The organism is Paenibacillus lacisediminis, from assembly GCF_046567315.2.
Window position 1 is genome coordinate 119,611 of record NZ_JBKIAX020000002.1, and the last position, 24,159, is coordinate 143,769.

The 24,159-nt window shown below is 57.9% G+C and carries 23 protein-coding genes and 1 riboswitch; of the genes, 1 reads left to right on the forward strand and 22 read right to left on the reverse strand.

Annotated elements, in window-relative coordinates; genetic code table 11:
* Positions 1–639 precede the first annotated feature (639 nt).
* The 19 genes from ACLD72_RS03895 to ACLD72_RS03985 all read right to left on the reverse strand — a co-directional run bounded on the left by ACLD72_RS03895 (position 640) and on the right by ACLD72_RS03985 (position 19,321).
* Complete coding sequence (locus ACLD72_RS03895; protein WP_411003755.1) at positions 640–1,362, reverse strand: glycosyltransferase; 723 nt, start codon at positions 1,360–1,362, stop codon at positions 640–642.
* Positions 1,359–2,303 (reverse strand): NAD-dependent epimerase/dehydratase family protein, encoded by a 945-nt coding sequence (locus ACLD72_RS03900; RefSeq protein WP_411003756.1) that lies wholly within the window; start codon positions 2,301–2,303, stop codon positions 1,359–1,361. The genes ACLD72_RS03895 and ACLD72_RS03900 overlap by 4 nt, the downstream gene beginning before the upstream one ends.
* Positions 2,279–3,112 carry an SDR family oxidoreductase gene (locus ACLD72_RS03905; RefSeq protein WP_251591154.1) on the reverse strand — a complete coding sequence of 278 codons (834 nt, stop codon included), beginning with the start codon at positions 3,110–3,112 and terminating at the stop codon, positions 2,279–2,281. The genes ACLD72_RS03900 and ACLD72_RS03905 overlap by 25 nt, the downstream gene beginning before the upstream one ends.
* Entirely contained in the window at positions 3,109–4,095 is a 987-nt protein-coding gene (locus tag ACLD72_RS03910; RefSeq protein WP_251591157.1) for a polysaccharide biosynthesis protein, read from the reverse strand. The genes ACLD72_RS03905 and ACLD72_RS03910 overlap by 4 nt, the downstream gene beginning before the upstream one ends.
* Positions 4,088–5,179, reverse strand: coding sequence for a non-hydrolyzing UDP-N-acetylglucosamine 2-epimerase (gene wecB, locus ACLD72_RS03915; RefSeq protein WP_411003757.1), 1,092 nt, complete (start codon positions 5,177–5,179; stop codon positions 4,088–4,090). The genes ACLD72_RS03910 and wecB overlap by 8 nt, the downstream gene beginning before the upstream one ends.
* Positions 5,180–5,205: 26 nt before the next feature.
* Entirely contained in the window at positions 5,206–6,777 is a 1,572-nt protein-coding gene (locus ACLD72_RS03920) for a glycosyltransferase (protein ID WP_411003758.1), read from the reverse strand.
* Positions 6,778–6,818: 41 nt separating this feature from the next.
* A complete protein-coding gene (locus ACLD72_RS03925) occupies positions 6,819–7,955 on the reverse strand; it encodes a glycosyltransferase family protein (protein ID WP_411003759.1) in 1,137 nt (378 codons plus the stop codon).
* Between the two features lie 31 nt (positions 7,956–7,986).
* Entirely contained in the window at positions 7,987–9,084 is a 1,098-nt protein-coding gene (locus ACLD72_RS03930; RefSeq protein WP_458475562.1) for a CgeB family protein, read from the reverse strand.
* Between the two features lie 682 nt (positions 9,085–9,766).
* Positions 9,767–10,156 (reverse strand): hypothetical protein, encoded by a 390-nt coding sequence (locus ACLD72_RS03935; protein WP_411003760.1) that lies wholly within the window; start codon positions 10,154–10,156, stop codon positions 9,767–9,769.
* Between the two features lie 3 nt (positions 10,157–10,159).
* Entirely contained in the window at positions 10,160–10,462 is a 303-nt protein-coding gene (locus tag ACLD72_RS03940) for a hypothetical protein (protein WP_251591162.1), read from the reverse strand.
* Entirely contained in the window at positions 10,459–10,812 is a 354-nt protein-coding gene (locus ACLD72_RS03945) for a restriction endonuclease subunit S (protein WP_411003761.1), read from the reverse strand. Before ACLD72_RS03945 ends, ACLD72_RS03940 begins: the two co-directional genes overlap by 4 nt.
* Before the next feature lie 27 nt (positions 10,813–10,839).
* On the reverse strand, positions 10,840–11,127 hold the full coding sequence (locus ACLD72_RS03950) for a nucleoside-diphosphate sugar epimerase (protein WP_251591164.1): 288 nt from the start codon (positions 11,125–11,127) through the stop codon (positions 10,840–10,842).
* Positions 11,128–11,257: 130 nt separating this feature from the next.
* Positions 11,258–12,610: a glycosyltransferase family 2 protein gene (locus ACLD72_RS03955; RefSeq protein ID WP_411003762.1), complete on the reverse strand. Its 1,353-nt coding sequence runs from the start codon at positions 12,608–12,610 to the stop codon at positions 11,258–11,260.
* Between the two features lie 4 nt (positions 12,611–12,614).
* Complete coding sequence (locus ACLD72_RS03960) at positions 12,615–13,724, reverse strand: GT-D fold domain-containing protein (protein ID WP_458475563.1); 1,110 nt, start codon at positions 13,722–13,724, stop codon at positions 12,615–12,617.
* Between the two features lie 28 nt (positions 13,725–13,752).
* Positions 13,753–14,484, reverse strand: a complete 732-nt coding sequence (locus ACLD72_RS03965) for a sugar phosphate nucleotidyltransferase (protein ID WP_411003764.1) — start codon at positions 14,482–14,484, stop codon at positions 13,753–13,755.
* A 163-nt stretch (positions 14,485–14,647) separates the two neighbouring features.
* Positions 14,648–15,394, reverse strand: a complete 747-nt coding sequence (locus ACLD72_RS03970; protein WP_411003765.1) for a glycosyltransferase family 2 protein — start codon at positions 15,392–15,394, stop codon at positions 14,648–14,650.
* Complete coding sequence (locus ACLD72_RS03975) at positions 15,391–16,581, reverse strand: glycosyltransferase (RefSeq protein WP_458475564.1); 1,191 nt, start codon at positions 16,579–16,581, stop codon at positions 15,391–15,393. Before ACLD72_RS03975 ends, ACLD72_RS03970 begins: the two co-directional genes overlap by 4 nt.
* Positions 16,578–17,450, reverse strand: coding sequence for a glycosyltransferase family 2 protein (locus tag ACLD72_RS03980; RefSeq protein ID WP_458475565.1), 873 nt, complete (start codon positions 17,448–17,450; stop codon positions 16,578–16,580). The genes ACLD72_RS03975 and ACLD72_RS03980 overlap by 4 nt, the downstream gene beginning before the upstream one ends.
* Before the next feature lie 683 nt (positions 17,451–18,133).
* Positions 18,134–19,321 (reverse strand): glycosyltransferase family 4 protein, encoded by a 1,188-nt coding sequence (locus ACLD72_RS03985; RefSeq protein ID WP_458475566.1) that lies wholly within the window; start codon positions 19,319–19,321, stop codon positions 18,134–18,136.
* A 228-nt stretch (positions 19,322–19,549) separates the two neighbouring features.
* Between ACLD72_RS03985 and ACLD72_RS03990 the strand changes: the two genes are divergently transcribed.
* Positions 19,550–20,680 carry a YheC/YheD family endospore coat-associated protein gene (locus tag ACLD72_RS03990; RefSeq protein ID WP_458475567.1) on the forward strand — a complete coding sequence of 377 codons (1,131 nt, stop codon included), beginning with the start codon at positions 19,550–19,552 and terminating at the stop codon, positions 20,678–20,680.
* 8 nt (positions 20,681–20,688) lie between these two features.
* On the opposite strand, the gene ACLD72_RS03995 is transcribed toward ACLD72_RS03990, so the two are convergent.
* The 3 genes from ACLD72_RS03995 to ACLD72_RS04005 are packed head-to-tail and all read right to left on the reverse strand — an operon-like array spanning position 20,689 to position 23,758.
* On the reverse strand, positions 20,689–21,486 hold the full coding sequence (locus tag ACLD72_RS03995; protein ID WP_411003770.1) for an energy-coupling factor transporter transmembrane component T family protein: 798 nt from the start codon (positions 21,484–21,486) through the stop codon (positions 20,689–20,691).
* The gene (locus ACLD72_RS04000; protein ID WP_411003771.1) at positions 21,483–23,150 is read right to left on the reverse strand and encodes an ABC transporter ATP-binding protein; all 1,668 of its coding nucleotides are present in this window, start codon (positions 23,148–23,150) and stop codon (positions 21,483–21,485) included. Before ACLD72_RS04000 ends, ACLD72_RS03995 begins: the two co-directional genes overlap by 4 nt.
* Before the next feature lie 2 nt (positions 23,151–23,152).
* Positions 23,153–23,758, reverse strand: a complete 606-nt coding sequence (locus tag ACLD72_RS04005) for an ECF transporter S component (RefSeq protein ID WP_251591179.1) — start codon at positions 23,756–23,758, stop codon at positions 23,153–23,155.
* Positions 23,759–23,857: 99 nt separating this feature from the next.
* Positions 23,858–23,969: riboswitch (TPP riboswitch) on the reverse strand.
* Positions 23,970–24,159: the final 190 nt, after the last annotated feature.

Consider the following 24,159-nt stretch of genomic DNA (forward strand, 5'->3'; position numbering starts at 1 on the left):
CGGCGTTCCAGCAAGTTCCAACCACGCTGATCAAACCCGGAACTCTAGCAAAAGCCATCTTGTCACCCCCTCTCGCAAGCTTTTGAAAGTTTCGTAGTTTACTATATTCTCGTAAAACTTAAGAGGTTTGGGCCGGTTTTACCGTGCGGCTGCGGATTCTGACCGGTAAAGCTTGTCCGGCCAATGCGGCATGAGGGGCCTCCTAGCCGACCGTATTGGCGTTATTTGCTCATTTCCCGGGTATTTCCCGATCTAATGGACCCCGCAGCCATTATTCGGCTTCGAGTTAGCCACAGCGAAAAACATAAGGGCAAAAAAGGGCGTTATTCCGGTGATGTCCCTATTCAACAAGAAATAGGGGAAATTAATGCCGCTATTTTCTCAAATCCCTAGGAAATGCCCACGTTCTCGACCCTTCCTAGGAAAAGTGAGAACAAAAAATGGCGCTAATGGGGATGAAGCTGCCTGGCTCGAGATAATAAGTACATAAAGTTCCGCTATTTTGTAGGCTGAAGGTTCGTCGACGGCGGTTCGTCGCTCCATTAGCCGGTGTAAATCGGTGTTTTCCTGCTCCCATTAAAAAAACCGTCCGGCCCCACGCCGGACGGTTCCGAATAGCGCCGCTTCCCCCGTCCCCCGTCATATATTCATTCTGGACAGGATTTGCACCAGCGCTCCTCTGTGCCGGCTTTGGGTATGGGCGATTTCTGGCTGGATTCGCTCGTGGTGCCGCAGCGTTCCCATTCCTTCGTGCCAGCGGTAGCCGGTCAAGGATTCATTCAAGAACGGAAAATGCGTCCCGGTCAGAATCACCCTGTACCAAAAATCGAGATCATGCGTATACGGCAGCGACTCGTCAAACAAGCCGATGGCCGCGAACAGATCCCGCCGGATCATCACCGTGCAGCCATTAACCGGGTTCGCGTGCAGAAAACACCGGTAAAAATCGGCGCTGCTCCGCAGCATACCGGCCGGAACCGCATTGGACCGTGTCACGTTGCCCGCGCTGTCGATACAATGAAAATTCGTATGGGATATGGCGGCGTTTTGCTGCTGCATGAAAGCGACTTGACGGCTGATTTTCTTCGGATAAAAAATATCGTCCGAGCTGAGCCACGCGATGTATTTCCCGCTTGCATGGCGGATGCCGTGATTAAGCGCCGAGGCCGTTCCGCCGTTTGCTTTTCCCAAATAATGAATACGCGAACGGTACGGCGCGAGCCGCTCCACATGACTGGTTGAGCCATCGTCAACCACGATCACCTCCAGCGGACGGTAGGTCTGGTTCAAGGCGCTTTGAACCGCCTGCCCCACGTACGGGCAGTTATAAAACGGGATTACGACCGAAACCGTCGGTTTCATCGAAACTCTCCTTTCTTACCGCGAAAATAACCGATCACGTCGGTTAACGAGGCGGTAAACGGAATGATCGGCTTCCAGCCCAGCCCGTACAGAAACTCCGGCTCGGCCGGCTCCTCCCCTCCGCCCGGAGGCTGCGGATCGGCATCCCCCCATTGCAGGGGAATCCGGGTCTCCGCAAGCTGCTGCATCGTTTCCGCCACCTCCAAAAGGCTCCGCTCCTGCCCCGAGCATACCGGATACTCCTCGCCGCTGCGGCCGTAAGCAAGTAAATATCCGTAGGCGCGGACCGCATCGCGAACATCGAGGAAATCGCGCCGCGCTAGCCGGGACGACAGCCGGAACGGCTCGTTCATCTCGCCGAGCTCTGCCTGGGCGATCCGCCGGGCAAGCAGCGAGCAAATCCCCGTCGATGGGCCCGGTCCGGTCAAATTGGACGGCTCCGCCACCATGATGAACTGGTTGAACAGCGCCTGCCAGGAAAGGGCGATGACCTTCTGCAGGCTTTTGCTTAAGCTGTAGGGATGAGGCGGACGGTAAGGGGGCGAAAGCGGAACCGATAAGCGCGACCCCGCAATGAGCACGCGGCAGTCCGGAAACGGACGCAGCGCCTCAAGCAGGGACAGCAGGGAAAAAACGTTGGTTTGCATATACAGCAGCGGGTCATCCCATGATTCGGGGACGGAATTTTTGCCTCCGAGATGCAGCACGTAATCGGGGGCCACTTCGCGAACGATCGCCGGCAATTGCTGCGAGTCCAGCAGATCGCAGGGATAATACCGGATTCCCGTGTCCGCGCCGGATGAATCCGGGATCCGGTTGTGCACGAGCCCGGCGACCTTCATGCCGAGCCCGGCAAAATACCGGCAAGCGTGGGCGCCGGTAAATCCCGCCGCGCCCGTAACGAGAATGACACGGCCTAGCAGTGCTTCTCCTTCGTCCATCGTTCCAACTCCTCCAACATCTCACGATAATGAGGCACCTCGTACTTCCAATGGCCCCGGGTCGGGATCAGGGTCCGGTCCTGAACCGGCTCATCGCTGGGAGCTACAGCGATATCCGTCCGGCCCCAGATCTCCCGGAACAGAAGCAGCAAATCATGTTTGCTGATCGGCTCCGGGCAGGCAAGATGGATCAGGCCCGAAACCGGGGAATCCAGCAGCGAGTCGACGGCTTTGGCCAGTTCGAGCGTCGTCACGCCGTTCCACAGCACCTTCCGGTAGCCGGAAACCGTCCCTTGGCTGTTCATAAACCAATGCATCAGCCCGATGCCGCCGGGGCGGATTTCCGGACCGATGATGGAGGTGCGGATCGTCACGTGGCCGGGCGCGCGGACTTCGCCGAGCGCTTTCGTCAGCGCGTACACGCTCGTGCCGTCCGGCTCGTCATCCTCGCGGTAGCCGCCGCGCGTGCCGGAAAACACGCAGTCCGTACTGATATGGATCAGCCGGGCGCAGGCAATATCAGCCGCCCGGGCAAGGCGGTGCGGCAGAAAGCCGTTGATGTGATACGCGGCTATCTTGTCTCGCTCGGCAAACTGGTTCAGCACGCCGATCGCGTTGACGATGACGTCCGGCCGCACCGCTTCGACCACCTTCTCGACCATCACGCAGTCGGCGGCGTCCATGACCAGCCCGTTCGGATCCTTGGGATCGCGTGTTGTGTAAAACACGCTGTGCCGCCCCTGCCGCCGGAAATAGTCCACCAGGATGTGGCCGGCCATCCCGTTTCCGCCCAAAATCAGCAGCTTCATGACAGGAACCCCCCGCGCCGCAGGATGCTCCATATCTCCTCTTTCGACATCAGATTGTCGGCGGAGCTGAAGCTCGGGAAGGAAACCGGCGGGCAGTGCTTGTATCGCTCCTTCAGTTCGGGCATGTTAATCGTCGGCAAAATGACGAGATACTGCTCATCGTAAACAACCGTTGACAGGCTTTCGAATTCACTCATCAAAATTTCATGGATTTTCTCACCCGGCCGAATCCCCCGTTCCACCAGCTTGACGTCCGGCAAACCGGAATCCTCGATCAGCACCTCGGCGAGGTCGACGATCCGGCACGTCGGCATCGTCATGACGAAAATTTCGCCGCCGACGCTTTCGATGGATGCTTTGAACAGCAGGGAAATGGCGTCGGGAAGCGTAAGGAAAAAGCGCGTCATGTTAATATCGGTGATCGAGACTTCGCCTTTTTGGCGGATTTGATCCTTGAACAGATGCACGACGCTGCCATTCGTTCCCAGCACATTGCCGCCCCGTACCGTAACGAAGCGGGTTTTGCCGCGCAGCAAATTGGCGTAGACGATCAGCTTTTCGCCGATGGCCTTCGTCATCCCGTAAAAATTGGACGGGTTGGCGGCCTTATCCGTTGAAATGTAAATCACTTTTTCCACATCGTTTTCAAGCGCGGCCTCGATGACGTTTTGCGTGCCGATCACGTTCGTCTTGAGCGCCTCATAGGGCTGATCCTCGCAGACCGGCACATGCTTCAAAGCCGCCAGATGAAACACGTAATCGACCCCCTGGCAGGCGGTCGACAACGCTTCCTTGTCGCGGATGTCGCCGATGCAAAAGCTGAGCCGATGATCCTCGAATTCCCGGTTCATGGCGACCTGGGCGGATTCGCTTCGAGAATAGATGATGACTTCCCGGGGCTGCTGCGGAAGCAGCTGCTGAATGAGTTCATGGCCCCAGGAACCGGTCCCCCCGGTTACCAATATACGTTTATTCTCAAACATGCCGTTTCCCTCCAAGCAGAAATTTGACAACCTTTACCGATACATCCTTGGCCAAATAGCCCTGAGGGGGCTCCCAATCCCGAGGCAGCTCGATCATCGCCGCCGCCGACCGCAGGATACTGTCCGCATCCAGGCCGGACACGATGTTGCTTCCGCAATCGACCGTTTCCGGCCGTTCCGTCGTACGGCGCAGTGTTACGGTCGGCACCCCCATAATGCAGCATTCCTCCTGCACGGTGCCGCTGTCGGTCAAAGCGCAGCAGGCATGGCGTTCCAGCTTGACGAAATCAAAAAAGCCAAACGGCTCGTGAAACTCGACGAGCGGATGCATGCTCATCCGCAGTTCCTCCGTCATTTTGGAGCGGGTGCGCGGGTGAAGGCTGCATATGAGGCGTCTTCCGTACGTTTCGGCCACCTTGTTCAGGCCGTTCAGGATTTCGCGCAAATGTTCGGGGCGATCCACGTTTTCGGCGCGATGTGCCGTCACCAGAAAATAATCGCCCGCTGTCAGATTCAGCCGCTGCAAAATATCACTGCTTGAGATTTCACGTTCATAATGCTGAAGCACTTCATAAATCGGGTTGCCCGTGAGCACGATATTGCGGCTGAGAATCCCTTCGGCGAGAAGATGCTGCTTGCTTTGCTGCGTATAAGGCATGTTGATCGATGAGACGGCATCGATGATTTTGCGGTTCTTCTCCTCCGGAACCTCCAGGTCGAAGCAGCGGTTTCCCGCTTCCATATGCGCGACCGGAATCCCCATCCGCTCGGCCAAAATCGCGCATAAGGCGCTGTTCGTATCCCCCAGCAGCAACACCCGGTCAGGCTTCTCGTCCTCCAGAATCCGTTCCATTTGCGAGAACATGGCGGCGAGCTGGCCGCCGAGCGTCGCCTGGCGGTCCTGAAGGGAATAGTCCGGTTCCCTTAGGCCGAGCTGCCGAAAAAAAATGCCGCTTAAGCTGGAGGTGAAGTTTTGCCCGGTATGCACCAGAACGTGGCGATCCGCGTACCGGTCGAGCAGCGGGATGATCAGGCTGAGGCGAATGATTTCCGGGCGGGTGCCCAGTATCGTCATGATTTTCACATTCTCACTCCCTGGTTGTAGTATCGTTAAGGATGGCGGCGTACGGGAGCGGAACGCCGGCGCTGCCGCCCGGACTTCCGCGTACGAATGCTTCTCGCGGAGGAACGCGCGGGCCGGCGCCGGCGCCGATGTTTTTGCGCCGCTGGGCGGTTCCTCCGCTTTCCGGCGGAGCGGCTAACGCCCGTCCGCTTCTTGGCCCCGGCAGGCCGCAGGCGGCGTTTGGCTTTGGCGGAACGCACACGGCGCCTTGCGCCCGGGGCGGGCCGGGGCGCGCCAGGCGCGGAAGGCGCAGGCTCCGCGGCCTCCGGCAGCAGCGGCGGGGACGCCGGTGGCGCCGCTTCCGCTACGGCGTTTGCCAAAGGCGAAGCTTCCCCCGCCGCCCCGGTGTCATCCGCAGGAGTGTTTCCCGGAGCGGAGGTCAAGTGATACAGATGCTCCAAAAGCTCGTGAAACCGGCCCATATAGGCGGCAGGGCCAAAAGCCTCCACCACCCGGATGCGGCTTTCCCGGCCGATTGCCGCAATCGTTTCGTGAGCGGCCAGCAAACCGGATATTTTGGCCGACAGTCCGGCAATGTCCCCGGACGTAACCAGATACTCGCCGTTGCCCGTAGCCTTTAAAATTTCCTGCAAACCGCCGGAGGCGTAAGCTACTACCGGTTTGCCGAAGATCATCGCTTCCATGGCCGTCATTCCGAACCCTTCGTTGATCAGGCTCGGAATGACCGCGATGTCCATGGCGCTGTAAGCCGCCTCGATCCTGTCCTCGTGGTCGACAAAAACGATGCGGCCGCTTCCCGCCTGGCTCGCCAGATTACGCAGAGAGCGGTGGAAGTCGGGGTCCGCCTCCCCGCCGATGACGACGAACCGGGCATGCGGGAACGCCTTTTTGAGCCCCAGGGCGGCCTGGATAAAGTGGTCGGGACCTTTCTCGCGAATGAGAAAAGAGGAGATATACCCAACCACCGTCTCCTCCGGCCGAATCCCCCACTCCCGCCGTTTGCCTAGCCGCAGCTTTGGCCAGTCCCCGGGGGGTTGGAACCCCCTGCTCTCCCAGGAAGGAAACAGCAGGCTCAGCTTACCCGCCGCAACCTCCCTGCGGAAAGGGGTTAGCGCCGCTTCGGATATGCCGACGATCCGGTCGCTGTATTGATCGACCAGCCGGACCGACTCCGTGGCATAGCCGTTGTCCGGCACGACCTCGGTGATATGCCATACCACCGGAATGCCAAGCCGTTTGGCCGCGATCGGCGGGACGATATTGACGCAGGTATTGACGAATACACCGTCCGGCCGATTTGCGGCGAGCAGTTCGGTGATTTGCGCTGCGGCACTGCCGCCCATCAGCCCCTCCGCGTCCCGGTAAAGCCCCTCATACGGGGAGCACATCCCGTACAGCAGGGGGATATCCCAAATCAGGACGCCGATTCCGCTGTCCCGGGCCAAAGAGGTTAGCCGGCCTTCCTGGGGGGCGATCAGCGTACAGTCAAAGTGGGCGGATAGCTTCTTGGCCGCAAAAAGCAGCAGCTTTTCGGCCCCTGTAATATTGCGGACATTGCTGACATGCGAGAACAAAAACAGCTTTTTTCGCTCCGGCAACGCCGTCACCTCCGTTTATGAAGATCCCCCGGACCTGGCCGTCATCCGAAAATGTGACGCAGCATTTCGTCCAGGCGATTGCTGTACGTATGATCGCGGTACGTTCTTTCCAGCGCGTTCAGCGCAATCTCCCGTCTTTCTTGTTCATGGTTCAGGTAGAAGTGAATCTTATCCAACATCTCCTGGGGCGAAGAGAACGTTTCGATTTCTTTGCCGGGCTCGTAAAATAACGCCAGGTCATCGCGGGCATCCACCAGCTGCAGCGTTCCGCAGGCCGATATTTCAAACGTCCGCGGATTCGGCGACATGGCCAGAATCCCGGCCGTATTGTTGTTGACCGATTCCTCGAACGGCGAACGGTGCAGGTTCAGAACGATTTTCGTCCCGCTGTAGACTTCGGCCGTTTCCGCCGGCCCCATCCATTTGTCGAGCTCGATCCGGTCGGCATACTGCGCATACTCCGGCAGGCGATCCCACCAAATGCCGTTAATCACCAAACCCTGATTTATCAAATCGCCGATCACGGGTTGCAGATAGTTCACCCTGTTCCAGTAGGCCGAACCGATAAAGCTGATGTTCCGGCGGACCTGAGACGGCGTCAGCGTTGGACGGTAATGCTCCGTATGCGCCGCAAAGGGCAAATAGTGCACGCGGCTGCAGCCGGCCGAGCGGTACAAATCAATGCAATTGCGTTCGAGCGTAAACACGAAGTCATAGTGAGAAGAGAGTTCGACGGTCATATCCGTATAATAGGGATCGTCCGTGAACCAGATGGCCGTGGCAATGCCCATGGCGCGGATCTCATCGATCTGCTCCACCGGCAATTCCATGCCGTCGAGGACGAGCACAAGGTCAGGGCGCAGCCCGGCGGCGAGATTGGGAAGAAACTGCCCCGGCTCGTAAACGTGCATCTCGGCGACCAACGTCCGAAGCGTCGCTGAGATCGCTTCGTCGATCGGCGCATAGGGGAAACCTTTCCCGGAAGCAACATACAGCACCTTGACGTTTCGCACCGGAAACGGGGGCCGTTCCCGCTGCACGATAACGCTGGCCCGGCCGCGCAAGTATCCTTCGTGGTACCCGTCCTGCAACCCGGCGCTTCTCCCAAGCTGAGCCGGATCGGCAGGATTGCTCACAGGGGCAAAGATCACGGACTCTGGTGATTGCACTGTCAACATAATGTCACTCCTCCAAAATTTTGATCGTTAACTACTGCCGCTCGGCGAGGGCTGCTTCCAGAAGACGTCCGACCCGATCACCGTAGGTGTGGTCGCGCCGCGTCGTCCAGAGAGAACGCCAGGCGATCTGCAGGCGCTCATTTTCGTGCTCAAGATAATAAGCGATTTTGTCCTTGAGCTCGGCGGTATCGCGAAACGTCTCGATGTCGTAACCGGGGGAATAATAGGAAGTCAAATCGGAACGGACATCCGTAATTTGCAACGTCCCGCAGGCGGCGATCTCATACGTCCTTGGATTGATGGACCCGCCCGTGATATTCAGGCCGTTCCGATTGTCCTGCCCCGCCAAGGTGGGGCGGTGAATATTGATGACGATTTTGGAGCCGTTGTAGTAGTAGACGGTCTCCTCGGGGGGGATCCAGCCGGGACGAATGAACCGCGCAAGCTGTTCATAATTCGTCAGCCGCTCCCAAAACCCGCCGGCGATCAATACCTTTTTATCCTGCAAAAACTCCGCCAAATCATCGAACAACTCCACGCGGTTCCAAAAAGCGTTGCCGATAAAACAAACATCAAACTGATGCTCCGGCTCCGTCCGCACCGGCTTAAACACCTGCGGATTCGCCGCCAGGGGCAAATAATGAACCTCCCGGCAGCCCGCGTTCAGATAAAGGGATACGCATTCCATCTCATGGGTGAATACAACGTCGTAAAATAGCGACAGATTGCGGGTATCATCCGTAAAATAAGGATCGTCGACGAACCAGACGGCCGTGCGGATGCCCATCTCACGCAACCGGGAAATCTGCCCGGCATGATCGGCAGGGAACACATGCAGCGCGTTCATGACCAGCACCAGATCAGGACGGAACTGCTCCGCCTCCTGCAGCATCGTTTCCGGAGAAGCGACCTTGCTCTCGTACACCGTTTCCTGCAGGGCAGCCGCCACCCCGCCGTCGATCGCCTCAAATCCTTGAGGCACATAGAGTACGCGCCAGCTGCGTTTCTCCCGTGAAACCGCCGGGATGCGATCCAGAACGGCCCGGCATCCTCCGAAACGGCAGCCCTCATTGTATCCGGCCCGGTAAGCTTCGCCGGGAGCAGTTGTCATCTCGTTCATCAAGTTCATCAAGTTCTTCATCCTATCTTTGTGGGATTCCTGGGTCTTAATAAATATATGCCGAGGGGACACGTGCATCATGGACGACTACCCGGGAACCTGAGAAATTGGCGAATGCCACCCATGAAAAAACCTAGATTTCTTCCGGTTTCCCTAGGAAAATCCGCCTTCTCCCAAGGACGGACAAAGGGCGTGCGCTTACTTTTGCGTTTGCACTTTTACGCATATTTTCCAAGACGGCTTGTCCAGGCAGACCAGATACCGGTCCGTAAAATGTCTATGGACGCTGCTCTAGCAACGGGCCCATATGACTCCATTTCGCTCTAAGCAGGAAGCTCCGAAGAACTCCTACTCTTTCTAAGCTTTGGGAACTGCTCGCTCTAAGGGACACCAGCGACCTTATCCACCCATTTCCCGGGTATTTCCCAGGCTAACGGACACAGGCGACCCTATTTCGCTCTAAACCAGTTCATCCGGGCCGATTTGAGGTAAATAAGGTCGTCTGTGTCCGTTACAATTTGCAATCCTCCGTTTTTTTGAAAATAACGGCTCTGGTGTCCCTTAGCCCCAAAGTCCATCCCTTTTCTTCTCCCCTCTCTACCTGCGCATTGCCCTCTACCATGCCCGAAATTCTATAAAGTTTAAAAAACCCCGCTGCCACAGACAGGCAGCGGGGTTTGCATTCACCGTTTTAAACTTGGTTTTTGTAAGTCAGCTTATGTCCATCCTCATAACCTTGGGCAAAACCGGCATTAAACCCTTCCTGGTAAGCCCCGTTATATTCCTGTTCATAAGCGGCTGCTCCTTCCGGAGACGTTATTGGAGGCGGCGCCGGCGCTGGTACAGGCGCCGGTTCGGGTGCCGGCGCTGGCCTGGGAGGAACCCGCAACGCGGCGATTCGCCGCCGGCGTCTCAGCCTTTTCCGCCGAGGGCGCACCCTCCTGATCGCTTTTTTGCGGACCCGTTTGCGGACGGCGGCCCGCCCCCGCTTTAACGTCAGCTTACGCTTTCTTCTTAACCGGCCTTTTCTGAGCGCTGTGGATTTCCCCCGGCGGGTGCGCCGGACTTTCGTTTTGGTCATACTTCAGTCCTCCTGTTCTCCTCGGGCGGCATCGTTTGCGGCGTAGCATAAATTCGATATCCAGGGCAATGAAGGAGTTCCATAATAAACGTGATGGAAGGATAGCCCGCAGACGGTACGGGCCATCGCTTCCTGATATTTCGTCAGCTTTTCGACGTTTTGAGCCAAATGCCTGGCGGTATCCCCGGACAATTCCGTCACGTCGGCCAAGCTGCCAAGGATCCGGGCCATGGCCTGCTGGCTTAGGCTGATGGAATGGATAAGCCGAAGTTTGGCTTCCTCCCCGGCTTGCAGCGTAAATCTCATTTACCGGAATCCTCCAAATCAAAACTTCCGCCAAACAGGCCGCTGAACCCGCCGTCATCCCCGGACATGGATTTCTCTTCTTCTTCGGGCAATAAGCTCTTCAAATTGCTGCAAAGCCCGTTTTGCAGCTTGGTTAAGCCTTCGATCACTTCCACGAGCTGCTCATGGACGTCAAGCGGGTCGGACAATTGCTTCTCATGATCCTCAAAGTTGTTTTCCAGCACGTGGTTGAGTATCCAATTGCGGACCTTCTCCGCTTCTACCGCCTTGGCCTCCAAAATCATCGCGACATTCCACTGAATTTTGGCGGCCGCATCCAACATGTTCAGATATGACTGCTCCCTGCTCATGGCACCATTCCCCGCTCCTGCGCTTCTTCACTCTTCATCTTGGCTTTTCATTTCCTTAATTACAACACCCAAATTTTCAGCCATAGCCTCTTCCAAATCGGCGATGGCATTTAAATAAGAGATCACGCTTTTGTTGATCCGTCCCGCATTTTCAAGAATCCCGGACGTTCCCTCAAATGCGGGTTCGGCATCAGGAATGGCGTGCACGATTTGAGCCATCCGGACGGCAACCTTCCGCTCGGCGTCAATCACCCGCGCCATCTGCTGGTGAGAGTGGGACATATGGACGATGATCTCCGTAATTTTCTGCTCCACCCTGATTCCTCCTCATCAATGGGCTGTCGCATCCTCGTTTAAAGCCGAGAATCTGCCCGCCTGTGCCCTGCATTAGCATATGCCGGTACGGATTTGCGCGTTCCAAGCAGGATAAGTTTGCAAACCTTCATTATAAATCTTCGCTGATAATGCGGGGCGGGGGCGTAATGGGAAGACCCGCGGGATATTGCTGCAGAATTTGGAACGGGATAATTTCCGGAAAAACGTGCAAATTCCATACACGGCAGGCGTATTCGGACATGATCTCCCGCCGCTGGCCCCGGTCAATCTGATACAAGCGGCCATCGGTGCTGCGGACCACTCCCCCTTCAGGCAGGCCGGCGTTTTTTTCTGCCTGCGGTTCCGCCGGCGTTTGCGGCGCGCCAACCGGAATTTGCAGCAGATCGACAACCGCTAGCCGGACCGGTGACGGAGCATTTCCCGCTTCTTCCTGCGGGGCGGCGGAAACCGGATGCCTTACGCCGTGCTCCAGCCAATACACCGTATTGGACCACCCTTTTACGTACGTGTGCGTAGGAAAAAAATCAACCGTTCTCTGCCCGTACCCCGCCCGGGACTCGGGTTTGCGGTGCAGAAATCCGTGCAGATCCCCCCACTTTTCGGCAAAATAGTCGTAATTGCGGGCGTTTACTTGCTCAAAGCCTTGCGCACCAAGTCCTTTCATGGTCAAGCTTCCGTAATGGTGAACAAACGTATCGCCGGCAATCACCATCTTTTTACCCTGCAAAAGCAGCCGGGCCACCCAATCGTCATCCTCATAATTGCCGATAACATATCCCTCGTCAAAATAACCAACCTGCTCCAGCGTAGTGCGCGGAAACAGCAGGCAGAAGCCGACCAGGCGGCTTACCTCCCGCCATTTCCGGGGATCGGGAGCGTTAAAAGCGGCGGCGAAAGCCGGCATTTCCGCAACGTCTTCATAGGGCACGTCAATCTGCTGGTCTCCGCTGATGTAATTCGTGACCGGCCCGACGGCCGCCGCCCCGGTCAGCTCCAGACAGCCCAGCAGTTGATCCAGCCAGCGCTCCGTTACAAGCACATCGTTGTTAAGCAATACGATCGTTTGTCCTTTGGCCATCATCAGCCCCGTATTTACCGCCCGGGCAAAGCCGTGGTTTTGCGGATGAACGGCCAAACGGACCGGGCTGCGCCGGCGGCGCACTTCATCCGCCGTGCCGTCGTCCGATCCGTTGTCCACGACAATCACTTCGTAGGGCGCAGCGGTATGGGCCTCGATCCGGTTCAGGCATTCGATCAGCAAGTCTTTGCGGTTGTACGTCGGTATAATGATGCTCGTTCCGTCAAAACCCGCGCTGAACGAACGTTTTCCTTCCAAAACGCCGTGCGGATAACCTGCGGCATACCCGAGTTCATAAGCGCGCATGGACCCTTCCCTGCGGTTTTCGCGGGCAGCGCTGCGGCTCTGGCGTTTAGCCGGTTTGCGGTTTCTTCCGAGTGCCAAACGACTACACCTCCTGAATCGGCGGCATAACCGCCTCTCCGTTGATCAATTTGTTGGCCAGATGCCCAAGATCAAGCGCGACCTTGCCGCGCTCCCTGGCGAGGCGTTCACAGACAATGACGGCGGCGATTCCGGCGGCGACGAGCGCAAGGTCAAACGGGAAACCGTCTGCAAGCTGCAGAACCCGCGGCACGTCGTGCACCCCGTTGACCGGGGCGATGCAACCGGTGATGTCGGCGCCGCGAAGGCTCAAGAACTCCGCAAGGGCGAAAGCCTGATTGCCGATCAGAAGCACACGGCGGCCTTTAAGCAGGTTGGCGAAATACCCCTCCTCGTTCAGCTCGTAATTGATCGTGGAGGAGGTGAGCCGCAGGCTGCGGTAATCGATGCCGTAATGGCGAAACACCGGGAACAGCAAGCCCTGGTAGGAGGGATGGCGCGATTCGGGGACGCCGATCATGCCGGCGGTGCGGACGGCGGCGGCGAGCAACCCGCGCGCAGCCGGATCCGGCAGTTGTACGCCTGCATAGGGCAAAAAAGCGCTCCAGCGCATCGCCTCCTCCACCGGGAGGACGGTGCCATGCGCGAGCGTCAGCAATTCTCCGTCGCCGAGGCGGACGATGGACAACGGCTGGCCGGTGCGCAGGGCCTGATCGGCGGCGGCAAACACGTCGGAAGCCCGCAGCAAAGGGGACAACGCCCCAGCGACGGAGCGGAACCCGGCAGCGATGACATCGCCCACCGTCAGCTCAGGCAAAATCATATGGCGGGGAATAAGCCGTCCCAGCTTCGCCTCCCCGCCCTCAAACATGCCCTCGCGAAACCCGGCGGCATAAGCCTCGGTGCAGGCCGGCTCGGCCGCCGATTCAGTGGTGGGGGTAAGCATCGCGGCCGGCTCGGCGTCCAAGGAAAGCGCCGCCTTTTGCGGCAAAGGCGCGGGCGATGGGGGAGATGCTGCCGCAGCAGCCGGGGATGGTTGCGGCGTGCCTGATCTTCGCCCGTAGCCGCTGCGCCTTCCGGCAGGGCGGGAACGCTTCGTTCCCGCCGCTCCCGGTGCTCTTGCCCCTGACCGCTTGTTGCGGGACAGGCCGGATTTTTGAGCGCGATGCGGCATCATATCACCCCTCCGCATCCTGTAGAGGTCATGGAAGGACACCCCGCATCCGGACGCTCGCCTCCTGCAGCGAATCCGGCGTTCCGGCGTCCCCCCACCATAGCTGCAGGACGTCGTATTCCAGCTTGCCCGTTTTGGCATAACGATTATTGACGTCCGTAATCTCAAGCTCGCCGCGGGCCGACCGGCCGATGCCGCGAATGATCGCAAAAACGGCGTTATCATACATATAAATGCCGGTGACCGAATAGTTCGATTTCGGCTTTTTCGGTTTCTCCTCGATGTAGGCGATCAGGCTCGGATCGGCCTCGTCGAACACCGGAACGCCGTATCTGCGGGGATCGTCCACCGGCTTCAGCATTACCCGGGCGCTTCCCGGCGGCTGTTGCTTAAATTTTTCCACATACGGGGTCAAATCGTCCAGAAACAAGTTATCGCCCAGCAGCACGACGAATTTGTCGCCAGGCGGAATAAACCCTTCGGCGAGTTCCAGCGCTTCAGCAATACCTCCCGCCGACTCCTGCACGCGATACGACAGATTGACGCCAAAGTTTTCGCCGCTGCCGAGATAATCCGCGTACAATCCGGCGGACTGCTTGCCGATGACTATAAGAATGTCGGTGATTCCGGCTTGACGCAGCCGTTCTATGCCGTAACAGACCATCGGATGATTCCCGACAGGAAGCAGATGCTTGTTGATTAACCGGGTCAGCGGGTATAGACGCGTTCCTGTGCCTCCCGCCAAAATCACACCTTTCATGAACTCTCTCCTCCCTAAAAGTTTTTGTGAGCGTTGCTTCTTAGTTAGGCTTCGAACAAAAACTCGCTTCGGAAGCATTGGCCTTGTTTTTGTGAGCGTTGCTTCTTGGTTAGCCTCGAACAAAAACTCGCACCGGAAGCATTGGCCTTGTTTTTGTGAGCGTCTAAATAAACTGCCAGGGATCCACTCCCCATTTTTCAATGAACCGTTTGCGGTTTTGCTCGATGATCCCGTCCCATCCTTCCGGATGGTGGGCCTTAAAGCTAGCGCTGCCGGCATGGTAGACCAGCGTATCTCCGCAGATCAGCAACCGGTAGCCCTGCTGCCGCGCCCGGTAACAGTAATCGTCATCTTCGTAATGCCCGGGCGAAAACCGTTCATCCAACAACCCCACCCGGTTCAGCACTTCCCGCTTGAGCAGCAGACACATGCCCACCAGGCGCCGGACATCCTGCCATTTGGCGGGATCGGATTGATTAAACCGCGCGGCGGCCCGGAGGAAATCGTCCTGATCCTTCCAAGGGAAGGTGATCTGCTGCCGGCCGCTGGCGTAATTCGTCACCGGACCGACAAGACCGACATCGTCCGCGCTGCCGAGGGCGGCCAGCATATTGGACAACCATCCCGGGGACACGATGACGTCATTGTTCAAGATGAGAAGCTGGCCGCCGGCCGCGATCGTCAATCCTCGATTCACGGCAACCGGAAAACCTTCGTTTCGCGGCAATGCCGCCAAAATAAGCTTTTCCTGCAAGCAGAACAACGCGGTTTCGTCATCGGAGCCGTTGTCCACAACGATGATTTCATAAGGGACTTCCGTATGCTTACGAATCGCTTCTACGCAGGGCCGAAGCAAATGCAGCCCGTTGTAGGTTGGTATGACAATGCTGGTTAATTCGCCTCCGCTCACAGCGCATTCCTCGCTTTCGCCAGTTCGCTTCGGGGCAGCGTAACGTAACGCAGACGGACGCCTTCCGTCTGCATCACCGCGTCCAGCGCTTCGATGTGGTCGCCGATGATCATTTGGGCTACACCGTTCCCGGCCCCGGTATTACCGCTGCGAATCCGGTTTTTCCGCACGACATCGACAGAATGCGGGGCGCCGACCGCCAGTCCGCGAGCCAGCGCCAGCGCCTGGGCCTTCGGGGGGACGATCAACGCCCCCGTTCCCACCGTTTGCAGCGCACGGCGAGAGATCGCATGCGGCACCGCCGTCAGCGAATTGGCTTTCAAATCGGGCCGTCCCAGGGCCTGGTTTAGGAACGTTTTGCAGCGCGTCACCTCATCCTGCTGCGGAAAGGAGGGCAAATAAGGCGACAGATCGTTCAGCGCGATGTCCATCCCCTGGTCCACGGCGATCAGAAATGCCGCCAAATCCTCCGCGGGCAAAACCATATCCCCGTCGGTAAACAGCAAGATAGGCTCCGAAGCCGCCGCAGCGCCTATCGCCCGTCCAATATCATGGCCCAGCCGCTCCGGAAAATTCAGTTTGGTCACCCGCGGATCCCGTTCAACTGCGGTAAAGCTGCCATCGCTGCAGCCGTTCAGCACGACGATGATTTCCTTAAACGGCAGCTTGCACAGCTCCGACAACACGTTGGATAACGTTTTTTCTTCGTTGCTTGCGGTGACGATCGCGGATACGCCTTCCTTTAACGGCAGTGGAATCCACGGGTTCGCGAGACCGGAAACGTCCGCATATCCCTTGCTGAAAGCGAGAGCGAGCGGCAGTATTTCACGATAAGATAAATCTGCCGGGACATGTTCAAGGTACCAGTCTTGAAAGCTTTGCTGCAGCCGCTCCGGGGTCGCAGGGGGGCCTTGGGCCCCGTCCAAAATGGCGGCATGGGCTCCCGCTTCCACCGCCTTCAGCTCCAGCCGCTGTTGCCCGCCGGACTTAGGACCTGCCCCGCCGGCTTGAATATGGCGTGAACCGCTCCGCCGAACGCCAGGAGGGCGGCCAAAGCGGTAGCCGGTTGGAATCCGTCCGGCTTTGCGGCCCGGCTTCGCCTGCTTAGGGCGAGGTCTTTTGCGCGTCCGTCCCGGCATGGGCCATATTTGGCTGCGGCGGCGCTTTACCTGTTTTTTCGCGTTCATTCCATCCACCTCACCTTGCCGCGCAGGCGGCCGAGATCGCCGTAACCTCCGCGCGCCCCTTTTTGGCGGATCAGCCAATGCACGGCTTCCAAATGATCACCGACAACCAGAGAGGTCAACGGATCTTCTCGCTTTCCTTTAGCTCGCCGCCGGGCCCGGACCGGATTTAATTTGCCCACGGGCACGGTGTGAACGGCCTCCACGTTTAAGCCTAGAAGCACCGCCTTGGTCTGGGCCAGCGGAGGGACTTCCAGCGTTTCAAGTCCAATGGTTTCCGCCCCCCGTCTGCTTAAAGCATGCGGAACGGCGGTTAAGGATGCTCCTTTCAGATCGGTTCGCGACAGCAGGCCGTTAAGAACATGCTTCGCCAGTACGACCGGGTGGGTCTTTTTGCTGGCAACCGGCCCTGAATACCCGTTCAGCGCCACGTCCACCCCGGATAGCACGGCCTCCACAAAAGGGCGCAGCTCTTTTGCCGGGATGACCATGTCGGCGTCCATGAACAGGAGCACCGACCCGCGAGCCGCCTCCGCACCGACGCGTCTGCCGACATCGTGACCGAGCGGCTTTGCCGATCGGATCACGCGGGCCCCGCTTTTCTTGGCCAGCTCCGCCGTTCCGTCCGTCGAACCGTTTGCGACGACGATCGTTTCGCTGCGGGGATGCAATCGTGCGGCTTCGCGCAGAACGTTCCGCAGCGTGGCTCTTTCGTTCATCGCCGGGATGATGATCGAAACAATCGGGTCCTGATGATTGACCAAACGCGGCATCGCCGGCTTGCGCTGAAGCTTTTTACGGTTCAGGCGGCCTTGAATTTTGCGTTTATTGACCACGTCTCTTTCCTCCCAGATCGTGATATACCGGAGCATATACAACAGTGTATGTGGTGCTGTCGGCGTTGCAACGGCAAACGTACAGCTGTACTCCGGACCGGATCTGCCGCTTTCTGCCGCTTGGTCCTCATCGCTTCCGCCGCTTTCGGGGCTCGAATCAAACTAAGAAAAACGCCTGACGGCGTCCTTTAGTGGCTCTGACTTCTACTTTGGAGCGATTGGAGGCTCTTCCTCAACTTTGGACGCTGCTCTAACGGACACCAGCGACCTTATCCGCCCATTTCCCGGGTATTTCCCAGGCTAACGGACATAAGCGGCCCTATTTCGCTCTAAACCTGTTCATCCAGGACGATTTGAGGTAAATAAGCTCATCTGTGTCCGTTTACATTTTGCAAACCTCCGTTTTTTCGAAAATAACGGCTCCGGTGTCCCTTAGCCCCCCACGTCCCTCTTCTCCTCCCCTCTCTACTTGCGTTTCGCCCTCTACCATGACCGAAATTTTATAAATTCTAAATGTGCAAATAAGGACCTGGCCGCCGGCCAGGTCCTTATTTGTTACTCCAACTTCCACGAAATGCAAAAGTTCCGGCTTCTACCAATAAAAAACGAAACGTTTTTTAGGTGCAGGATGTGCATTTAAACAAGCGCCCCGCTCCATTTTACAAACAATAACTGTATCTTGGGCAACTATTCAACGGTATTCAGCAAACTTTTTTCCGCTAAGGCTGCTGTTTCCATTGCGGAGCGTTAGCCGGAATGACCCGGCTGGAGCAGATGGTGTCGACCCATCGCTCGGCCGTATGCTGCCAGCGGAACCGGCTGCGGGCAAGCTCCTGTCCGGCCTGGCCCATCGATTTGCACAGCGCTTCATCCTGCAGCAGGCGGATGACTCGATCCGCCAACGCATTGACTATCCCTTCCGCGGGCACCAGAAATCCCGAATAACCGTCCGCAACGATTTCGGGAATACTTCCCGCACGGGCCGCTACGATCGGCACGGCCGAGGCCATCGCCTCGACGTTGACCAGGCCGAACGCCTCCTCTTCGCAAGACGGAACGACCAGGCAATCGGCGGTATTGTACCAATCGGCAACTTTGGAATAGGGCGTAAACGGCAAAAATACGACCCGCTCCTTGAAGGGCTCCGCCATTGCTTTTAGCCGGCTGACATAGTCCGTTTCCCGGTTGGCTCCGTGACAAGTGTCACCCACGATGAGCAGCATGGCTTCCGGCACCTGACGCAGCACGGCCGGAAACGCCGCCAGCAAATGATGCACGCCTTTGGCCGGAAGCAGCCGGCCGACGAACAGGGCCACTTTTCGGTTTTCCCAGCCATATTCGGCCAGCCGCGCCGTGCGCAGCACTTCCCCATGCGGCGTCCAGCGCGGAACGAAGTCCTCCAGGGTGACGCCCGGCGGATTGACCCAAATCGGCGTGAACAGGCCGGGAAACCGGGAAAGCAGCTCCTCTTTCAAATACTCGCTGCCCACGATGATCCCGTCTACGCTTTCCAGCATCGGCTGCATGCGGGCTTTGGGATGGCAAGAAGGGGAAATAAACGCGGCGGAATGAAGGGTGAGCAGTACGCGGGCCAGCGGCAGCCGGCTTTTTAACTGAAAAGCGAGCAGCGGCCGATTGTGGACGTCAACGGTTCCGGGCCGCCATTTCCGCAAATGGCGCAAAATCGATTCCAAGTAAAGCCGCCCGCCGGGCAAACGGTAAACCGGAACGTTTCCGATCCAGCCCTGGGAAGGCAAATGGCCGTCCGCGAGTCCAAAAATGCGGATTTTTACATGTTCCGCCGCAAGCGGGACCACATTTTCAATCACCCGTTCCAGCGAACTGCTTCTGCCTGAAGGCATGACGAACGATCCGGTCGTGATCACCGCTGTCTTTTCCCGATCCATGAGCGATCCCCTCCTTCCTTTCACTAGCTTCGCTATCCTAAATATACGATGCCCGCCCGGTAAATGTGACAACCGGCTGGAGGCGCAGCCCTTCGGGAACTTAGGAAAGCCTGGGAAAAGCCTAGGAAAGCCTGCCCCAAAACAGGCGGCTGACGGAGAACAGTCGTCCACTCTTTTTGAACGGGACAACATAGATTGAAAGAAGAAGCAAGGGAGGAGGAACCCTATTTGAAGCAGGACTATGTAGGAATATTGCTGAACTCCGGGATGTTCCGGGGAATCCCTCAGCGAAAAACCGGCCAGGAGTCGATCTCCAATTTTGAAGAAGCGGCCCGGAAATACGGCTTGATCCCCTGTTTTCTCCGCTTGGGCGATATCGACCTGTTCCGGGGAACCTGCTCCGGCTATGTGTCGAATGGAAAAGAATACGTGATAACCGGCCTTCCCCTGCCACCGGTCATTCATAACCGGGCCTTGTATCCCGAGCCTGCAGCGCACCAAAAAATCCGCAATCTGACTTCCCGGGGCATCATAATCTTCAACGTCAACAACCGTTATGGAAAAGATGTCATCCACCGTCTGCTCTGGAACGCTCCGCATCTGCGCAGCTATTTGCCCGCTGCTGCTCCGGCCAAGCCGGCGGCACTGCACACCATGATGTCCCGGTATTCCGACCTGATTCTTAAACCGATACGCGGTTCTGTTGGACACGGGATCATGCGGCTGCGTTACGATCATCAAAGCTGGGGACTGACCTATGCGTCCAAATCCGGAAAAAACGAATGGCGCACCGCCAAACTCCAGCAAGGGAAACTGCCGCTGTGGACGCGGCGCTTGCTGCAGCGCACCCCTTACCTCGTTCAGGAGCGCATTCCGCTGGCGGAATACGATTCCCGGCCCATAGATCTGCGGGTTACCGTCCAACGCGGCGAACTCGGCGATTGGGCCGTCACAGGGCTGTTCGCCAAGGTGGCCTTGAAAGGCAGCTTTCTATGCAACATCGCCAAGGGCAGTGAAGTTTTCCCGGCGGCAGAGCTGCTGGTCCATGTTTTGCCTCCGCATTCGGTCGCCGCGGCCCTCGCCCATGTGGAAGCGCTGGCGCTGGCGATCAGCCGCCATCTCGGCACGCAGTTGCCCCTGCTTGCCGATCTGGGACTCGACATTGGTCTCACCATGAGCGGGCGTCCCTACTTTATAGAATGCAACGGCCGCGACCAACGTTACGGTTTTCGCAAAGCTGGATTGACTGAAATATGGAAAAACACGTACCATCAGCCGATGTCTTTTGCCAGGTACCTGCTCGATCACCCGAACGGGCCGCCGGCCGCGCAAAAGCTGCTGCAGGAGAATGTCCTATAACGGCTTGCTTATCTTACATCGGCAATGCCGAAAAGCGGATACGTCTGCGAAAGCGCGAAGGCGGCCGCCACGGCAGCGGCCATGGCGAGCAGCACCAGAAGGTCATACCGCGAATAAGCAAAGCGGTAATAATAAGTGCGCGGCCGGCTGCCGTCAAAATCTTTGGCTTCCATGGCCACGGCCACGCGGTGCGCCCGCCGGATGCTTTGCGAGAGCAGCGGCACCGCGTAAAGCCGGGCCAGCTTGGCCCAGCCCCGCGGTCCCTGCGGCGTACGCACGCCGCGGATACGCAGGGCGTTCCGGCGGATCTGCAGCTCCTCCCAGACCATCGGGAGCAGCCGGACGGAAGCCATAAAGCTGTAGGCATATTTAGGCGCAAGCTTGACCTGCTGCATCAGCGAGTAAAACAGGGCGACGGACGAGGTGGTCAGCACGAAGAGCAAACCTTCCGCCGCAAAAGTCACCGCCTTGAGCCCGATATGGACGCCGCGGTAAAAGCTCTCCTCCGAAATGCGGATGAGGCCCCAGGCCCACCATTCGTGCTCGCCTTTGCCGAACAAAATCATCGTCGAGGAAGACGAGACGAAGGTGAGCAGAAAGGGCAGGACAAGCAGCGCGATTTTCCACGGCTCGTATCCGCTCAGCAGAAACAAGAGCAGCGTAAACAATACGGCTTGATAAAACATGAAATCAGGGCGGTGCGTAAACAAAGTCACCAAAAACAACAGTACAAAAAGCGCCAATTTGCAGGCCGGGTTGGCCCGGTGCAGCCAGCCTCTCGTTTTTGGGGTCAACAACGGCTTCATCGCAGGGTCACCGCCTTTGGGGCGGAAGCGGATGCGGCTCTGCCGGAGACGGATGAAGCGAGCGAGCCGGCCGTTTCGGACAGGCCCGCTCCCCCCGGCTCCGCCGTAATCCCGGCCATTGCCGCCCCGCGTTCCGTGCAGGAGCGGGAGACCAGCCGCCCTTCCCGCACTTCCCAGCGCTGGGTCGCGACCGTGGCTGCGATCCACTCCTCATGCGTGACCATTACGATCGCGGTCCCGCTCCGCCGCAGTTCTTCGCATAACGAAAGGATCGCAAACGCGTTTGCGGCATCCTGGCCGAAAGTCGGTTCGTCGAGCAGCAGCAGCGGCTGCTCACGCACGGCCGCGCTGGCCACGCTGAGCCGCCGTTTTTGCCCCAGTGACAGCTGGTAGGGATGCCGCCCCTCATAACCTTCCAGGCCGAATTGCCGTAAAATCCGCACCGTACGCTCGTGAATCCCTTCTGCGGAAAGCCCATCTTCCCTGAGGGAAAAGGCCACTTCCTCGTCCACCCGGTCGGCTACAAATTGAAATTCCGGGTTTTGAAAGACGAAGCCGATTTCCCGTGCCGTACGCTCCATCTGGCGCCGGCGTACGCGGCGACGAACCTTGCCCCCCTGCATCGGAACGCCCTGCAGAACATATTCGCCCTCCGTCTTCAGCAGTCCCATCAGGCTGAGCAACAGCGAGCTTTTTCCTGCACCGTTTGGACCGGTGACGGCGATGAAATCGCCGGGCATCACCGTGGCATCCCCAACTTCAATAACCGGCTTGCCCATTCTTAGCCCGCGGAATCCTTTGAGTTCGACAAGCGGGGCGAAGCCGGTGGAGGCGCCAGCAGACGGCGCGGACAGCCCGGCGGAAGAAGCGCCGGTTTCCCCGCCCCTGGACGGAGCCGGCTCCAGCAGCCGCCGCCCCTCCGGCGCGGCTAAAAACTCCGTCCAAACGCCGGGATACCAGATGCCAAACTCCTTCAGCTCCCGGCGAAACTCGGCAAAAATCGCCTGCGGCGGCCCCTGACCTAGCAGACGGCCGTCCGGTCCGAACAAAGCGACCCGGTCGACGAGTCCAAGCGCCAGAATTTCTTCAATCCGGTGTTCGACGATAATTAGCGTGCGATCCTTGGCAATGCGGCTGACGGACTGCCAAATTTGCTCGCGCCCTTCCGGATCAAGCAGCGCGGAAGGCTCGTCGAGCAGCAAAACCTCCGGATCGCCGAGCAGCACCGAAGCCAAAGCGAGCCGCTGCTTCATCCCTTGGGACAAGGCATGGATCGGCATGTGCAGCTCGGGCAAACGCAGCCCGACGTCCTGCAGCACCGCTTCCATCCGGGCTTCCATTTCCGGCCGGGGAACCCCCAGGTTTTCCAGCGTAAAAGCCAACTCCTCATCCACGTAAGGCATGCAAAACTGGGTGTCCGGGTCCTGGAACAAGAACCCCCAGGAGTGGGGCAGACGTTGCGAAGCGTAGCGCATCGGAACCTCCACGAGCTGCGGGATGATCCCCGACAGCACCTGTAGAAGCGTGGATTTCCCGCTCCCGCTGGGGCCGAGCAAGAGCACTTTTTCCCCGCGAAAGGCCCGAAAGCTCAAATCCTTGAACACAAACCGCGTCTCCCCCGGAAATTTAAGCCTTAGATCGCAAACTTCAACGGCTGTTTCCATAGTTAATCATCCAATGCCGCGTAATCTTTAGGATCAACGGGGCGCAGCAAGGTGGTGACGCCTGTCGCTTCTACGGCCTTGGCCAGCCCGTAAGCAAAGTAGCCGGCAATCAGCGCAGAGCTGACGGCCCGCATCGCATATTTGGCGATCAGCAGCCAGGTTTCATAGTCCTGTACATATCCGTAATAAATGTCCGGAATGATGGAACCGACCGCGGCCCCGATTCCGGCCAAGGCGGCGACGGAACCGGAAAATTTGCGATACCGGAAAGCCGCGAATACGAGTTCCGCTCCCAAGCCTTGCAACACGCTGTACAGTACGAGCTGAACGCCCCATTCACTGCCGAACAGGATTTCCACATGGGCCGCGGCCACTTCCGCGATCAGTGCCACGCCCGGCTTGCGGATCAGCAAAAATACAAGCGTTGGGGCCAGAAACCACATCCCGTATACGATTTCGTCGGCCTGCGCAAACAGCGGCGAGAGTAAGTTATACACCGAACTCCAGAAATGATAAACTACGCCAAGCACGACCGACACGAGCACCGTCACCAGCAGATCGCTCAGCTTCAGCCCGCGGCCGCCTTGTTTTGTTGCTGCCTCTTGCATGTTTTTCTCCCCTTTTCAAAAAATATTTTTTTCGCAAACGACAAAAAACCGCCAGAATAAGCTCAGGCGGCAGTCAGGTCACGGGGATGGACACAAAAAAATCCCGGACATTCGATTCTCTACGCTGGCATTATCCAGATCAGATTAACGGTCCGCAGCGGAGTATGCTGCCATCTCAGCCTGATTCACTCAAGCCCCCGTATCGTATGCGATTGTCTTTAACATACACCAACTGCTTACAGGCATCAAGAACAAATTTTAAACATTCACTTTTCAAAACGGACAAAAAGCCGCCTTCATATTGATTCCGTCCCTGTTCTTTGTCAAAATAAGCGGAATAGGCACATTAAGAGTAGGAGGTTGCTTTCTTGGCGGCAACATGGATGAAATGGAGCCTGCGG

Excerpts from the sequence above, each read along its gene's own strand:
- ACLD72_RS03895 (WP_411003755.1), bottom strand. The coding sequence starts at position 1,362 with ATGAAACCGACGGTTTCGGTCGTAATCCCGTTTTATAACTGCCCGTAC.
- ACLD72_RS03900 (WP_411003756.1), bottom strand. The coding sequence starts at position 2,303 with ATGGACGAAGGAGAAGCACTGCTAGGCCGTGTCATTCTCGTTACGGGC.
- ACLD72_RS03905 (WP_251591154.1), bottom strand. The coding sequence starts at position 3,112 with ATGAAGCTGCTGATTTTGGGCGGAAACGGGATGGCCGGCCACATCCTG.
- ACLD72_RS03910 (WP_251591157.1), bottom strand. The coding sequence starts at position 4,095 with ATGTTTGAGAATAAACGTATATTGGTAACCGGGGGGACCGGTTCCTGG.
- ACLD72_RS03925 (WP_411003759.1), bottom strand. The coding sequence starts at position 7,955 with ATGTTGACAGTGCAATCACCAGAGTCCGTGATCTTTGCCCCTGTGAGC.
- ACLD72_RS03930 (WP_458475562.1), bottom strand. The coding sequence starts at position 9,084 with ATGAACTTGATGAACGAGATGACAACTGCTCCCGGCGAAGCTTACCGG.
- ACLD72_RS03935 (WP_411003760.1), bottom strand. The coding sequence starts at position 10,156 with ATGACCAAAACGAAAGTCCGGCGCACCCGCCGGGGGAAATCCACAGCG.
- ACLD72_RS03940 (WP_251591162.1), bottom strand. The coding sequence starts at position 10,462 with ATGAGATTTACGCTGCAAGCCGGGGAGGAAGCCAAACTTCGGCTTATC.
- ACLD72_RS03945 (WP_411003761.1), bottom strand. The coding sequence starts at position 10,812 with ATGAGCAGGGAGCAGTCATATCTGAACATGTTGGATGCGGCCGCCAAA.
- ACLD72_RS03960 (WP_458475563.1), bottom strand. The coding sequence starts at position 13,724 with ATGCCGCATCGCGCTCAAAAATCCGGCCTGTCCCGCAACAAGCGGTCA.
- ACLD72_RS03965 (WP_411003764.1), bottom strand. The coding sequence starts at position 14,484 with ATGAAAGGTGTGATTTTGGCGGGAGGCACAGGAACGCGTCTATACCCG.
- ACLD72_RS03975 (WP_458475564.1), bottom strand. The coding sequence starts at position 16,581 with ATGAACGCGAAAAAACAGGTAAAGCGCCGCCGCAGCCAAATATGGCCC.
- ACLD72_RS03980 (WP_458475565.1), bottom strand. The coding sequence starts at position 17,450 with ATGCTCCGGTATATCACGATCTGGGAGGAAAGAGACGTGGTCAATAAA.
- ACLD72_RS03985 (WP_458475566.1), bottom strand. The coding sequence starts at position 19,321 with ATGGATCGGGAAAAGACAGCGGTGATCACGACCGGATCGTTCGTCATG.
- ACLD72_RS03995 (WP_411003770.1), bottom strand. The coding sequence starts at position 21,486 with ATGAAGCCGTTGTTGACCCCAAAAACGAGAGGCTGGCTGCACCGGGCC.
- ACLD72_RS04000 (WP_411003771.1), bottom strand. The coding sequence starts at position 23,150 with ATGGAAACAGCCGTTGAAGTTTGCGATCTAAGGCTTAAATTTCCGGGG.
- ACLD72_RS04005 (WP_251591179.1), bottom strand. The coding sequence starts at position 23,758 with ATGCAAGAGGCAGCAACAAAACAAGGCGGCCGCGGGCTGAAGCTGAGC.